A 13,698-nucleotide genomic window follows, 5' to 3' on the forward strand; every position below is an offset into this window, starting at 1 on the left:
AAAGATTCAGGAAGTACCCGAGCGGGTCGTTAGCTCAGTTGGTAGAGCAGTTGACTTTTAATCAATTGGTCGCAGGTTCGAATCCTGCACGACCCACCATCCTGAATACTTCAAGCAGTAAAATCCCGCAAGGGGTCGTTAGCTCAGTTGGTAGAGCAGTTGACTTTTAATCAATTGGTCGCAGGTTCGAATCCTGCACGACCCACCAATGTAAAAAAGCGCCCTAAAGGCGCTTTTTTGCTATCTGCGATATACAAGATTCGAACCTGCAGCAGGTTCGAGTCGAACGAAGAGAGACAACGGAGCCGTCTGCGGCGACGGCCCGAAGGGCGAGCGAAGCGAGTCATCCTGCACGACCCACCAATGTAAAAAAACGCCCTAAAGGCGCTTTTTTGCTATCTGCCATTCCTCAAAAATTATAACCATCCACAATACCTTAATGCTGCGCCATTCCACCGTCGCGCTGGGCTTACCGTGGCTACAATTGGCACAGGCCAGTAGCCCGGACAGATGCGAAGGTTCGTACGTTCTTCGGGTTTGGTAGCCCGGACAGATGCGAAGCATCGCCTCCGGGAAATGCTGTCTGGTGAACAAATTCCTCACGACATTTTCTGTACAATCGGCTATCTTGTTTAGCATATAAAACACCATGACCGTTTGAAGACCATTGATGGGCATATTAACGGTCTTTGAGTTAAGCCAGTAAAACGAGACTGCAAGATGAGCGTAATGTTTAACCCGGAATCGGCGATTTATCCTTTTCCTCCGAAGCCAATGCCGTTAAACCGCGATGAGAAGCATTTTTATCGTGAAAAAATAAAACGTCTGCTTCGCGAGCGCGATGCGGTGATGGTTGCCCACTACTACACCGACCCGGAAATTCAGCAACTGGCCGAAGAAACCGGCGGCTGTATCTCCGACTCCCTGGAGATGGCGCGCTTCGGCGCTCGCCATTCCGCCTCAACGCTATTGGTTGCTGGCGTGCGCTTTATGGGTGAAACGGCAAAAATCCTCAGCCCGGAAAAAACCATCCTGATGCCCACGTTGCATGCGGAATGTTCGCTTGATCTGGGCTGCCCGATTGAGGAATTTAACGCGTTCTGCGACGCCCACCCGGATCGCACCGTGGTGGTTTATGCCAATACTTCAGCGGCGGTGAAAGCGCGCGCTGATTGGGTTGTCACCTCCAGTATCGCCGTGGAACTCATTGAGCATCTGGATAGCATGGGTGAAAAAATCATCTGGGCGCCGGATCGCCATTTAGGCAGCTACGTACAAAAACAGACCGGTGCCGATGTCCTTTGCTGGCAAGGTGCCTGTATTGTTCATGATGAATTCAAAACTCAAGCTCTGGCAAGAATGAAGGCGCTTTACCCAAATGCCGCTGTACTTGTCCATCCGGAATCACCGCAATCGATTGTCGATATGGCCGACGCCGTGGGTTCTACAAGTCAGTTAATCAACGCGGCTAAAACGCTGCCACACAAGCAGCTGATTGTGGCGACCGATCGCGGTATTTTCTACAAAATGCAGCAGGAGGTACCGGAAAAAGAGCTGCTGGAAGCGCCGACGGCGGGCGAAGGGGCAACCTGTCGCAGTTGTGCACACTGCCCGTGGATGGCGATGAATGGCCTGAAAGCGATTGCTGAAGGGCTGGAGCGGGGAGGAGTCGAACATGAAATTCATGTTGATGAGAAACTGCGTACCGGCGCGTTAGTTCCGCTGAACAGAATGCTCGATTTTGCGGCTACACTTCGGGGATAACTCATTACCGCGTCACAGCACGCTCTGGGGATAAGATGGATTTTTTTAGTACGCAGAACATATTAGTGCACATCCCCATTGGCGCCGGGGGATATGACTTATCGTGGATTGAAGCAGTTGGCACCGTTGCAGGCCTGCTATGCATCTGGTTGGCAAGCCTGGAGAAGATCAGTAACTATGCGTTTGGGCTGATCAACGTCACTCTGTTTGCCATTATTTTCTTCCAGATTCAGCTCTATGCCAGCCTGTTGTTGCAGATATTTTTCTTCGCCGCCAACGTTTACGGCTGGTATGCCTGGTCACGGCAAACCAGCGATAATCAGGCGGAGCTGCAAATACGCTGGCTACCGCTGCCTAAAGCGCTGGGTTGGCTGGCGGCCTGTGTGGCCGCTATTGGCTTAATGACGGTGTTTATCAACCCGGTCTTTGCCTTCCTGACGCGCATTGCCGTTGTGCTCATGCAAACGCTGGGGTTGCAGGTGGCGATGCCGGAGCTGCAGCCCGACGCGTTCCCATTCTGGGACTCGTGCATGATGGTGTTGTCGATTGCGGCGATGATTCTGATGACGCGTAAGTATGTTGAGAACTGGCTGCTGTGGGTGATTATCAACGTCATTAGCGTAGTTATTTTCGCGCTCCAGGGCGTATATGCGATGTCGCTCGAATATCTGCTTCTGACCTTTATCGCACTCAACGGCAGCCGGATGTGGATTAACAGCGCGCGTGAGCGCGGTTCTCACGCGTTTTCTCGTTAGTGATGGTGATGATGCTCATGCCCGGCGTGCGACATGTTCAGACGGCACTCCGGGCCGCTACAGGGCTGATACTCCATCTGCACCGTAACGTGTTCAATCGCATATTTGTGCTGTAAGAAATGCAGAATGCGCTCCAGCAGGCCATCGTGATCGTGCGGCGGCACTACCTGAACATGCAGCGTCATCACCGTTTTCTCACCCACCAGCCAGGCATGAACATGATGAACGTCGCGCACTTCCGGTATTGAGCGGCGTAAGTCGCGCTTGAGTGCATCGACATCAAGCGAACGCGGCGCACCTTCCAGAAGTTCATTGATACTCTCCTGAAGCAAACGCCAGGCGCTACGCAAAACCAAACACGAAACCAGCACGGAGAGAATCGGGTCGATTGGCGTCCAGCCGGTGGTAAGAATCACTATTGCGGCGATTATCGCTCCGACGGAACCGAGTAAATCCCCCAGTACGTGCAGAGCGGCGGCCCGCACGTTGAGGTTACGTTCCTCGCCGCCGCGATGCAGGATCCAGAATGCCAGGATATTGGCCAACAACCCGGCAACGGCGATGATCATCATCGTTTTACCGGCAACCGGTTGAGGATGATGAAAGCGCTGGATGGCCTCCCAGACGATCAGGATGGTAATCACCACCAGGGCTATTGCGTTGAGAAATGCCGCCAGCGTGGTCAGCCGCAGCCAGCCAAAGGTGTGGCGCGTATTCGGTGGACGGCGGGCAAAGTGAACGGCTAAAAAAGCGAATAGCAAAGCTGCCGCGTCGGTAAGCATATGCCCGGCATCGGCCAGCAGTGCCAATGAGCCTGAGAGCAGTCCGCCAGCGACTTCAACCAGCATGAATCCGGCGGTTATACAGAACGCCAGCAGCAGGCGGCGAGCATTATTATCTTCAGGTTGTTGAGCAGGAGTATGCGAGTGTGAGTGCCCCATGGCGCCATCCCTACGTTATTATTTTCCCTATTACTTTAAGACAACATCGCGCTCTTAGTTTAACAAAATGCAAAAGGAGAGCCTGAGCTCTCCTCAATTATCAACATCACACGACGATTACTGGGTGGTGCCGTCAGTTTTACTGGCATCATCCTGGCCGACTTTTTTATCGGTATCCGGACAACGACCATCTTTACACATCGAGTTTTTATGCACTTCATCGCTCGACATGCCGTCATGGTTCATGTTTGAGCCATCGGGGTGGAGCATTGTGCCGCTGGTATTGCCGGAACCAGTATTAATGTTGCCGTTGTCCACATTGTTAGGCGCGACGTTCTCGCGTGCGTCAGGTGCGACCTGTCCGGCATCGGCTGCCGAGTTGGCCTGTCCGTTATTAGATTGCGCGCCAGTATCGGCGGCAAGAACCGCGCCGCTGGCCAGGCTCAGGGTTGCTGCGAGGAGAAGGCTGGTGAGTTTGTTCGTTTTCATTAGATGCTCCTGTTATGGTCGATTTGTCGGATAACGCTTCCAACAGTGCATTTATCAGAGGCTTAGCTCGCGATGGTTAAAGGCTCGGTATCAGCGAACGGCATAATATATAATGCTGAATGCTAAAGAAAATTAAGTTCTAACAGTTAAAAATTGTAGTTTATGGCCATCATTCCGCTACTTTATGGTCGAATTTAGCCTAATTCCAGGAGTATTCTGTCGGTGCTGTAAAATCACGTTTACACTTTTTGACTGAAGAGATAGATTGGAGGGATTGCATTTAACTAGATAGGTATGGCAACGCTGGAAATAAGATGAATTATCAGAACGATGACTTACGCATTAAAGAGATCAACGAATTATTACCTCCCGTTGCGCTCCTGGAGAAATTCCCTGCTACCGAAAATGCGGCTAATACCGTTGCGCATGCTCGCAAAGCGATCCATCAGATCCTGAAAGGTAATGACGATCGCCTGCTGGTGGTGATTGGTCCGTGTTCCATTCACGATCCGGCGGCGGCGAAAGAGTATGCTGAACGTCTGCTTAAGCTTCGTGAAGAGCTGAAGGGTGAGCTAGAAATTGTGATGCGCGTTTATTTTGAAAAACCGCGTACCACGGTGGGCTGGAAAGGGCTGATTAACGATCCGCATATGGATAACAGCTTCCGCATCAATGATGGCCTACGAATTGCGCGTAAGCTGCTGCTGGATATCAATGACAGCGGGTTGCCTGCTGCCGGGGAATTCCTCGATATGATCACCCCGCAGTATCTTGCCGATCTGATGAGCTGGGGAGCGATTGGCGCGCGTACCACCGAGTCTCAGGTGCATCGCGAACTCTCTTCCGGCCTCTCTTGCCCGGTGGGCTTCAAAAACGGTACCGACGGGACGATTAAAGTCGCGATTGACGCGATTAATGCTGCCGGTGCGCCGCACTGCTTCCTGTCGGTGACCAAGTGGGGTCATTCGGCTATCGTGAACACCAGCGGTAACAGCGATTGCCATATCATCCTGCGCGGCGGTAAAGAGCCGAACTATAGCGCACAGCACGTCGCTGAAGTGAAGGTTGGTCTGGCGAAAGCGGGTCTTCCTGCTCAGATCATGATTGATTTCAGCCATGCCAACTCCAGCAAGCAGTTTAAAAAGCAGATGGATGTCGGCGTGGATGTCTGTCAGCAGGTTGCCGGCGGCGAACAGTCGATTATGGGCGTGATGATTGAAAGCCACCTGGTGGAAGGTAATCAGAACCTCGAAAGCGGCGAGCCGCTGACCTACGGCAAAAGTATTACCGATGCCTGCATCGGCTGGGAAGATACCGATGTTATCCTGCGTCAACTGGCGGATGCGGTAAAAGCGCGTCGTGGCTAGCTGAAGCGTTTTCCAGGTTATAAAAACCGGCTAATGAAGCCGGTTTTTTTGTATTTAATTTTCTTTAATCACAAAGGGTTAATTCCGCGTTTAAAACTTTTGAGATGATTGAAATCAAATTTTTACATATTTGTCGATCGTAGTATAAAATTTTACATAACGACAGATATTAATCATGAATAAATCCATCCAAGTGGCATCTTTCTTCCCTTTGCTCCTTACTCTGGCACCACAAAGCACCTTCGCTGCAACCTCCCCGGAAGAGGTCATGGTTGTGACTAGCAAACCTTCAGATGATTCGACGCATGCTGCATCTGGCTCCGGATTCAAAACTAATGATATCGATATCGGACCGCTGGGAAACAGAAGCTGGGTTGAGACGCCGTATTCCACAACGACCGTCACCAAAGAGATGATTGAAAACCAGCAGGCGCACAGCGTGAGCGAATTGCTGAAGTATTCTCCCAGCACGCAGATGCAGGCGCGCGGTGGAATGGATGTCGGCAGACCGCAAAGCCGGGGCATGCAGGGTAGTGTTGTCGCGAATAGCCGACTTGATGGCTTAAATATTGTCTCCACAACGGCATTTCCGGTCGAAATGCTTGAGCGACTGGACGTTCTTAATAGCTTAACCGGGGCGCTTTATGGCCCGGCAAGCCCGGCAGGACAGTTTAATTTTGTCGCTAAACGTCCTACACAAGAGACGCTGCGCAAAGTTACCCTGGGTTATCAAAGTCGTAGCGCCTTCACCGGTCAGGCTGATCTAGGCGGACATTTCGATGATGAAAACCGCTTTGGCTATCGCGTCAATGCGTTGAACCAGGAAGGTGAGGGTAACCTGGATGACAGTACGCTGCGTCGCAAACTGCTTTCCGTTGCTCTGGACTGGAATATTCAGCCGGGAACTCAGCTGCAGCTGGATGCCAGCCACTATGAGTTTATTCAAAAGGGGTATCCAGGCAGCTTTAGCTATGGCCCTGGGATCAAACTGCCTTCCGCACCCGATGGGAAAAATAAGAATCTCGCACTCAGTACCGCCGGTAATGACCTGACGACCGACACCGTGAGCACGCGACTGATTCATTATTTCAATGATGACTGGTCATTGACTGCAGGGGTGGGCTGGCAGCAGGCGGACCGCGCAATGCGTAGCGTTTCCAGCAAAATAATCAATAATCAGGGCGATATCAGCCGTTCAATGAAAGACTCCACGGCGGCGGGACGTTTCCGGGTGTTGAGCAATACCGCGACGTTAAGCGGGCATGTGGATACGGGCTCTATCGGTCATGATATTGCGCTCTCGACTACCGGTTACGTCTGGTCGATCTATGGCGCAAAAGGGACCGGAGCGACGTATAACTGGGGAACGACCAATATGTATCATCCGTCGGAAATGTACGAACAGGGGGATGGCAAAATCAACACTAACGGCTCGCGCTATAAATCCAGTGTTAATACTCAGCAGAGCATTACGATTGGGGATACCGTGACGCTGACGCCGAAGTGGTCCGCCATGTTCTACCTCAGTCAGAGCTGGATCCAGTCAAAAAATTACGATAAAAGCGGTGATAAAACGGCTCAAATTGATGAAAACGGCCTGAGCCCGAATGCGGCGGTAATGTATAAAATTACGCCGAATGTGATGGCCTATGTGAGCTATGCAGAATCCCTGGAACAGGGGGGAACGGCGCCGACGAACAGTGATATTAAAAATGCCGGACAAACCCTCGACCCATATCGTAGTAAACAGTATGAGATGGGGCTAAAAGCCGATATAGCGGGGATGAACCTTGGTGCAGCGCTGTTCCGCCTTGAGCGCCCTTTTGCATACGTAGATCCTAATGACAATGTGTATAAAGATCAGGGGAACCAGGTTAACAACGGGCTGGAACTCACCGCATCCGGCAACGTCTGGCAAGGGCTGAACATCTATAGCGGCGTAACGTTCCTTAATCCGAAGCTGAAAGATACCGTCAGCGATTCCACCAGCGATAAGCAGGTTGTTGGGGTACCTAAAGTGCAGGCAAACCTGCTGGCGGAATACAGTTTACCGTCGATGCCGCAGTGGGTTTATAGCGCGAACGTTCATTATACCGGGAAGCGCGCGGCTAACGATACCAACACCGCGTGGGCCAGCAGCTATACCACTTGGGATCTAGGTACTCGTTACACTACCAAAATCAACAACCTGCCGACGACCTTCCGTGTGGCCGTGAACAACGTGTTCGACAAGCATTATTGGGCATCAATTTTCCCGTCAGGTACAGATGGTGACAATGGCTCGCCGAGCGCCTTTATTGGCAGCGGGCGAGAGGTGCGCGCCACTGTAACCTTTGATTTTTAAGGGGTAAGTGATGATGTTTAATCATGTTTTCGCGGTTCTGGTCTGGCTGGTTGCGGGAGGTGTGTTTGCTGCGCAACCGCACAGCGACGTTCGCATCGCTTCACCGTGGCCTGCGCAGAATACCATCATTACCATGCTGGGCTATGGCGATAACATCGTCGGTACGTCGATGGTCGCCAAAAAGATCCCGTTGTTTCGTCAGAGTTTGCCGCGCATTGATGATGTTGCTGCTGTAAGCGTGAATAGTGGCCATGAACTTGATCCTGAGCAGATTATTTCATTAGGTACCCAACTGCTGTTTGTGCCGAAATCGATGACCGTGCCGAAGCAAGCGCTGCTTGAGCAGGCAGGCGTGCGGGTTTTGGCTTTTGAGGCTAACTCAATGCCGGCTCTGACCTCAAGGATTCAAAAAACGGCAGATGTGCTGGGGCCTGATGCTCAGGAAAAAGCGAAACGCTACCAGCACTATTTTGAGCAGAATGTAGCGCTGGTGAAAGAGCGCCTGAAAGATGTGCCGCCGAATGAGCGCGTTGCGGTGTATCACAGTATGGGAAACCCGCTGACCACAACCGGAAAACCATCGCTTAACCAGGACTGGATGGAGCTTGCTGGCGCAAGGAACATTGCTGAAAACTGGTTTACGAATAAACCGAATCGTGCCGGGGAAGTGCCGCTTGAGCGAATTGTTGCGGCGAATCCAGCAGTTATCGTGGCGATGAATAAGCGCGATGCTGATACGATTATGACCTCTCCTCAGTGGTCACAGGTTGATGCTGTACTCAACCATCGTGTTTACGTGAATCCGAAAGGGATGTTTTGGTGGTGTAGAGAGACCAGCGAGGAGGCCATGCAGTTCCTCTGGTTGGCTAAAATGCTCTACCCCCAGCGCTTTACCGATGTGGATATGGATCTGGAAACGCGTCTTTTTTATCAGCAATTCTTTGGCATAACGCTCAATGATGCGCAGATTAACGATGTGCTCAACCCGCCGAAATAGGCCGACCTCGAAGGATTGTTATGTCGCAACCTACTGATGAGAGGTCGTTAGAGTCGATTAGCCGTCGCTATCGCCTGATCGTACGCAAACGGCTACTGTTGGCGCTAGGGATAGCGCTGGCAATTATCGTGTCGCTGCTGCTGGACTTTACATTTGGTCCGGCAGGCTTGTCTCTTACTGAACTCTGGCAAAGCCTTTTGCATCCGGCGAGCGTCAGTCCTGGGACGCGGATTATTGTCTGGCAGATCCGTTTGCCTTATGCGCTGATGGCGCTGTTAGTGGGTATGGCGCTTGGTCTGGCGGGTGCTGAAATGCAAACTATCCTGAATAACCCGCTGGCCAGCCCATTCACTCTTGGGGTGTCATCCGCGGCGGCATTCGGCGCAGCGTTAGCCATTATATTGGGGATTAGCATTCCTGGAGTGCCGTCATCGTGGGCTATTCCGGCGAATGCGTTTGTTTTTGCCTTATTGTCCGCACTGCTGCTGGATGGGATTACCCGCTGGACCCGCGTCGCCACCTCCGGGGTAGTGCTGTTTGGTATTGCACTGGTTTTTACCTTCAATGCCCTGGTGTCGATGATGCAGTTTATTGCCGATGAAGACACCTTGCAGGGACTGGTGTTCTGGACGATGGGCAGCCTGGCGCGAGCATCATGGGAAAAATTGCTCACCCTGGCGCTGGCGTTTGTTATGGTCATGATGTGGTCAATGCGCAGCGCCTGGCAGCTTACGGCGCTACGTCTCGGGGAAGATCGGGCCATGAGCTTTGGCATTGATGTACGCCGCCTGCGTTTATCTTCGTTGCTGCGTATTAGCTTACTGTCGGCGCTATCGGTTGCGTTTGTCGGTCCTATCGGTTTTATCGGGCTTGTAGCGCCGCATATTGCGCGCATGCTATTTGGCGAAGACCATCGCTTTTTTCTACCCGGTAGCGTGTTGACCGGTGGGCTGGTGCTTTCACTGGCTTCTATTGCGTCTAAGAATATTTTCCCTGGCATTATTATTCCCGTCGGAATCGTTACCTCGTTAGTTGGCGTACCGTTTTTCCTGAGCATTATTGTGCGCCATCGCGGGAGTATGTCATGAGCGGCCTGAGTCTTCGGGGAATCAACGCCGGGTACCTTAAAAGGCCGGTGATCCGCAATCTGAATATTTCAGAGCTCCCTTGCGGAAAAATCACCGTTCTTTTGGGGCCTAATGGCTGTGGGAAATCGACTCTGCTACGTTCATTGGCCGGGCTGAACAAAGCGTATGGCGAAGTGCTATTGGCAGGAGAAAACCTGCTATCGCTATCTTTTGCCGAACGCGCAAAGAAAGTGGTGTTTTTACCGCAGTCGCTGCCGCAGGGCGTCCACCTACAGGTACTGGAATCAATTGTTGTTGCTCAGCGCGCATCGGGTGATCGGGAGCCTCGCCACAGAGAAGCACAGGCTCTGACATTGCTGGATCAGCTTGGTATTGCTCATTTATCGTTGCGCTATCTTGACCAACTTTCCGGCGGCCAGCGGCAGCTGGTAGGGCTTGCGCAATCGCTCATCCGCCACCCGCAGCTGTTATTACTGGATGAGCCTCTTAGCGCACTCGATCTGAATTATCAATTTCACGTGATGGATTTAATCGCGAGGGAGACCCGCGCACGAAATATGGTCACGCTGGTTGTGGTGCATGATATCAACATCGCTTTGCAGCATGGCGAACATGTTCTGATGCTTAAAGAAGGGGAGCTGGTGGCAAGCGGTGCGCCGGAGGCGGTGATTACAACTGAAAATTTGGCGGAAGTGTTCAATGTGCAAAGTCGAGTTGAGCGCTGTTCTCAGGGAAGGTCACAAGTGATTCTGGACGGGGTTATCAGGGTATAGAAGCAACCGGATAGCTTGAGCTATCCGGTAAATTAATTACTTGGCTTTACCCTGGTTCGCAACGGCAGCGGCTTTCGCGGCGATTTCGTCGGCGTTACCCAGATAGTAATGTTTGATAGGTTTGAAGTTTTCGTCGAACTCATAGACCAGCGGTACGCCAGTTGGGATGTTCAGTTCGAGGATCTCGGCTTCGCCCATGTTGTCGAGGTACTTCACCAGCGCACGCAGGGAGTTACCATGAGCGGCGATAATTACGCGCTCACCGCTTTTCAGACGCGGCAGAATGGTTTCGTTCCAGTAAGGCACAACGCGGTCGATAGTCAGCGCCAGGCTTTCGGTAGTTGGCAGTTCTGCATCGGTCAGTTTTGCGTAACGCGGATCGTGGCCCGGATAGCGCTCATCGTCTTTGGTCAGCTCCGGCGGCGTTACCGCAAAGCCGCGACGCCACTGCTTAACCTGCTCGTCACCGTATTTTTCAGCGGTTTCTGCTTTGTTCAGACCCTGCAGCGCACCGTAATGACGCTCGTTCAGTTTCCAGGATTTCTCAACCGGCAGCCAGGCCTGATCCAGCTCATCCAGTACGTTCCACAGGGTGTGGATGGCACGTTTCAGCACAGAGGTATAAGCAAAATCGAAGCTGAAGCCTTCTTCTTTCAGCAGCTTACCGGCTGCTTTTGCTTCACCAACGCCTTTTTCAGACAGGTCAACGTCATACCAACCGGTGAAACGGTTTTCGTTGTTCCATTGGCTTTCGCCGTGACGAACGAGTACCAGCTTAGTTACAGCCATTCTCTTACTCCTCAAGCTTTATTTGAATGATAACAATTCTCATTATATTGCTGTGATTTACCTCACGGCAATGCTTATCCCTAACCATAGCGAAAATAGTGGCTCAGTGTAAGATGCTTGTAAAATTGAGGTTATGTTTTTGTCTGTAAGTGGCGTATTTTTCAGCGAAAGGATAAAAAAACCCTCCATCAGGAGGGCTTGGGATTATTTCGCAATAAACTGATATTCCGTCAGGCTGACGTACTCTTCCCCGGGGCGTAGAACGCAATCCGGCTGCGGCCATTCCGGATGGTTCGGCGAATCCGGCAGGAACTCGCTCTCCAGCGCCAGACCTTGCCAGTCATCGTACGGTTGCGCCGTACGTGACGGCGTGCCGCCCAGATAGTTGCCGGAGTAGAATTGCAGAGCCGGAGCGGAGGTATAGACCGTCATCTGCAGTTTTTCATCCTGCGACCAGACGTGAGCCGCCGGGCTGTTGGCATCGCCCAGCGCCTGAAGCAGGAACGCGTGGTCGTAGCCTTTTACTTTTTGCTGGTCTTCGTCGCGCAAGAAATCATCTGCCAGCACCTTCGGCGTGCGGAAATCGAAGCTGGTCAGGGTAACGTTTTGTAGATCGCCCCCCGGAATGCCATCGCTCTCTACCGGCAAATAAACATCAGCGAAAATCTGCAGCCTGTGGTTGCGCACGTCGCTCTGCACGCCATCGAGGTTGAAATAGACGTGGTTGGTCAGATTCACCGGGCAGGGCTGATCAACGGTGGCGCGATATTCGATGGAGATCCGATTATCGTCGGTCAGGCGATAGTGCGCCGTTGCCGTCAGATTACCGGGGAATCCCTGATCGCCATCGTTAGATGAGAGTGAAAATAGCGCGTGGCGAGCATCAGCGCTGACAATCTGCCAGCGGCGCTTATCAAAACCCTCTGGCCCGCCGTGCAGCTGATGGCCCGCTTCGTTGGACGGGGTCAGATTGACGGTGCAACCATCCAGCGTAAAGCGGCTGTTAGCGATGCGGTTAGCGTAACGACCGACAGAGGCACCGAGATAGGCGGCCTGGCGCGTATAGTCACCAGGGGTCGCGCAGCCGAGCAGCGCTTCGCGCACGCTGCCGTCAGCAAGAGTCACTTTAGCTGAGAGCAGCGTGGCACCCCAATCCATGACGGTGACCGTCATCCCCGCGTCGTTACGCAGGGTGAGGAGATTCCACGGCTGGCCGTCCGGCGCCAGTTCCGTTGTTTGGTTTAGCATTGTCCAGCTCCCTGAGACGGTTTGCACACGTAGAACGTTTCTTTAATACCGGTTTTTGCTTCGTACTCTTTGGCAACGGCCTGCTGCACGGTATCGACCAGATCTTCCGGGATCAGCGCCACAATACAGCCGCCGAAACCGCCGCCGGTCATACGCACGCCGCCTTTGTCGCCGATGGTCGCCTTGACGATGTCCACCAGGGTATCGATCTGCGGAACGGTGATTTCAAAATCATCGCGCATTGAGGCGTGAGATTCCGCCATCAGTTCGCCCATCCGCTGCAGATCGCCTTTTTCCAGCGCCACTGCGGCTTCTACGGTACGGGCGTTCTCGGTCAGGACGTGGCGAACGCGTTTGGCGACGACCGGGTCAAGCTCGTGGGCAACGGCGCTGAACTCTTCCAGGGTCACATCGCGCAGAGCGGGCTGCTGGAAGAAGCGAGCGCCGGTTTCGCACTGTTCGCGGCGCGTGTTGTATTCGCTGCCGACCAGGGTACGTTTAAAGTTACTGTTGATAATCACCACCGCGACGCCTTTCGGCATCGAGACTGCTTTAGTCCCTAAGGAGCGGCAGTCGATCAGAAGAGCGTGGTCTTTTTTACCCAGTGCGGAGATGAGCTGGTCCATGATGCCGCAGTTACAGCCAACAAACTGGTTTTCCGCTTCCTGACCGTTCAGCGCAATCTGCGCGCCGTCGAGCGGCAGGTGATAAAGCTGCTGGAACACGGTGCCGACGGCAACTTCTAGTGAAGCCGAGGAGCTTAATCCTGCGCCCTGCGGTACGTTGCCGCTGATAACCAGGTCCGCGCCGCCGAAGTTGTTATTCCGCTGCTGGAGATGTTTCACCACGCCGCGAACATAGTTCGACCACTGCTGGGTATCGTGGCGGGTAATCTGCGAATCCAGAGAGAATTCATCGGTCTGATTGTCGTAATCGGCGGCAATCACCCGCACGGTACGATCGTCGCGCGGCGAGCAACTGATGACCGTCTGGTAATCAATTGCGCAAGGCAGCACGAATCCATCGTTATAGTCGGTATGTTCGCCAATCAGGTTAACGCGGCCAGGGGCCTGGATAACGTGGCTGGCTGGATAGCCAAACTTTTCAGCAAACAGGGCTTGGGTTTTCTCTTTCAGACTCATG

12 protein-coding genes, 2 tRNA genes and 1 other RNA gene are annotated in these 13,698 nt (G+C 52.8%); 10 read left to right on the plus strand and 5 right to left on the minus strand.

Translation table 11 applies throughout. The features are described 5' to 3' along the window. Positions 1-23 precede the first annotated feature (23 nt). The 5 genes from HV127_RS16360 to pnuC all read left to right on the plus strand — a co-directional run bounded on the left by HV127_RS16360 (position 24) and on the right by pnuC (position 2,519). Positions 24-99 (plus strand) — tRNA-Lys (locus HV127_RS16360). A gap of 33 nt (positions 100-132) precedes the next feature. After that, positions 133-208, plus strand: a tRNA-Lys gene (locus HV127_RS16365). Positions 209-237: 29 nt separating this feature from the next. Continuing rightward, a non-coding RNA gene (locus HV127_RS16370) (RtT sRNA) lies at positions 238-363 on the plus strand. A gap of 357 nt (positions 364-720) precedes the next feature. Continuing rightward, on the plus strand, positions 721-1,764 hold the full coding sequence (nadA, locus tag HV127_RS16375) for a quinolinate synthase NadA (protein WP_182237273.1): 1,044 nt from the start codon (positions 721-723) through the stop codon (positions 1,762-1,764). 35 nt (positions 1,765-1,799) lie between these two features. After that, entirely contained in the window at positions 1,800-2,519 is a 720-nt protein-coding gene (gene pnuC / locus HV127_RS16380) for a nicotinamide riboside transporter PnuC (protein ID WP_182237275.1), read from the plus strand. On the opposite strand, the gene zitB is transcribed toward pnuC, so the two are convergent. Then, positions 2,516-3,460: a CDF family zinc transporter ZitB gene (gene zitB, locus HV127_RS16385; RefSeq protein ID WP_182237277.1), complete on the minus strand. Its 945-nt coding sequence runs from the start codon at positions 3,458-3,460 to the stop codon at positions 2,516-2,518. The genes pnuC and zitB overlap by 4 nt on opposite strands. Positions 3,461-3,577: 117 nt before the next feature. After that, a complete protein-coding gene (locus HV127_RS16390; RefSeq protein WP_182237279.1) occupies positions 3,578-3,949 on the minus strand; it encodes a YbgS-like family protein in 372 nt (123 codons plus the stop codon). A gap of 314 nt (positions 3,950-4,263) precedes the next feature. Here HV127_RS16390 and aroG point away from each other — a divergent pair, with 314 nt between their 5' ends. The 5 genes from aroG (at position 4,264) to HV127_RS16415 (ending at position 10,518) form a co-directional block, all read left to right on the plus strand. Beyond that, the gene (aroG, locus tag HV127_RS16395) at positions 4,264-5,316 is read left to right on the plus strand and encodes a 3-deoxy-7-phosphoheptulonate synthase AroG (protein WP_110276815.1); all 1,053 of its coding nucleotides are present in this window, start codon (positions 4,264-4,266) and stop codon (positions 5,314-5,316) included. Positions 5,317-5,584: 268 nt separating this feature from the next. Further along, positions 5,585-7,660, plus strand: a complete 2,076-nt coding sequence (locus HV127_RS16400; protein WP_228727530.1) for a TonB-dependent siderophore receptor — start codon at positions 5,585-5,587, stop codon at positions 7,658-7,660. Positions 7,661-7,670: 10 nt separating this feature from the next. Further along, positions 7,671-8,657, plus strand: a complete 987-nt coding sequence (locus tag HV127_RS16405; RefSeq protein WP_182237283.1) for an ABC transporter substrate-binding protein — start codon at positions 7,671-7,673, stop codon at positions 8,655-8,657. Positions 8,658-8,713: 56 nt separating this feature from the next. Further along, positions 8,714-9,745: an iron ABC transporter permease gene (locus tag HV127_RS16410; RefSeq protein ID WP_182240692.1), complete on the plus strand. Its 1,032-nt coding sequence runs from the start codon at positions 8,714-8,716 to the stop codon at positions 9,743-9,745. Beyond that, a complete protein-coding gene (locus HV127_RS16415) occupies positions 9,742-10,518 on the plus strand; it encodes an ABC transporter ATP-binding protein (RefSeq protein ID WP_182237285.1) in 777 nt (258 codons plus the stop codon). Before HV127_RS16410 ends, HV127_RS16415 begins: the two co-directional genes overlap by 4 nt. Before the next feature lie 36 nt (positions 10,519-10,554). On the opposite strand, the gene gpmA is transcribed toward HV127_RS16415, so the two are convergent. From gpmA to galK, 3 genes are all read right to left on the minus strand, one after another. Next, on the minus strand, positions 10,555-11,307 hold the full coding sequence (gpmA, locus tag HV127_RS16420; protein WP_004100351.1) for a 2,3-diphosphoglycerate-dependent phosphoglycerate mutase: 753 nt from the start codon (positions 11,305-11,307) through the stop codon (positions 10,555-10,557). A 204-nt stretch (positions 11,308-11,511) separates the two neighbouring features. Further along, positions 11,512-12,555 (minus strand): galactose-1-epimerase, encoded by a 1,044-nt coding sequence (galM, locus tag HV127_RS16425; protein WP_182237287.1) that lies wholly within the window; start codon positions 12,553-12,555, stop codon positions 11,512-11,514. Continuing rightward, complete coding sequence (galK, locus tag HV127_RS16430; protein WP_182237289.1) at positions 12,549-13,697, minus strand: galactokinase; 1,149 nt, start codon at positions 13,695-13,697, stop codon at positions 12,549-12,551. Before galK ends, galM begins: the two co-directional genes overlap by 7 nt. Position 13,698: the final 1 nt, after the last annotated feature.

The organism is Klebsiella sp. RHBSTW-00215 (genome assembly GCF_014103785.1).
Lineage (GTDB): Bacteria > Pseudomonadota > Gammaproteobacteria > Enterobacterales > Enterobacteriaceae > Klebsiella.

Bases quoted from the DNA above. Each gene is read 5' to 3' on its own strand.
- nadA (WP_182237273.1), top strand. From the start codon at position 721: ATGAGCGTAATGTTTAACCCGGAATCGGCGATTTATCCTTTTCCTCCG.
- pnuC (WP_182237275.1), top strand. From the start codon at position 1,800: ATGGATTTTTTTAGTACGCAGAACATATTAGTGCACATCCCCATTGGC.
- zitB (WP_182237277.1), bottom strand. From the start codon at position 3,460: ATGGGGCACTCACACTCGCATACTCCTGCTCAACAACCTGAAGATAAT.
- HV127_RS16390 (WP_182237279.1), bottom strand. From the start codon at position 3,949: ATGAAAACGAACAAACTCACCAGCCTTCTCCTCGCAGCAACCCTGAGC.
- aroG (WP_110276815.1), top strand. From the start codon at position 4,264: ATGAATTATCAGAACGATGACTTACGCATTAAAGAGATCAACGAATTA.
- HV127_RS16400 (WP_228727530.1), top strand. From the start codon at position 5,585: ATGGTTGTGACTAGCAAACCTTCAGATGATTCGACGCATGCTGCATCT.
- HV127_RS16405 (WP_182237283.1), top strand. From the start codon at position 7,671: ATGATGTTTAATCATGTTTTCGCGGTTCTGGTCTGGCTGGTTGCGGGA.
- HV127_RS16415 (WP_182237285.1), top strand. From the start codon at position 9,742: ATGAGCGGCCTGAGTCTTCGGGGAATCAACGCCGGGTACCTTAAAAGG.
- gpmA (WP_004100351.1), bottom strand. From the start codon at position 11,307: ATGGCTGTAACTAAGCTGGTACTCGTTCGTCACGGCGAAAGCCAATGG.
- galM (WP_182237287.1), bottom strand. From the start codon at position 12,555: ATGCTAAACCAAACAACGGAACTGGCGCCGGACGGCCAGCCGTGGAAT.
- galK (WP_182237289.1), bottom strand. From the start codon at position 13,697: ATGAGTCTGAAAGAGAAAACCCAAGCCCTGTTTGCTGAAAAGTTTGGC.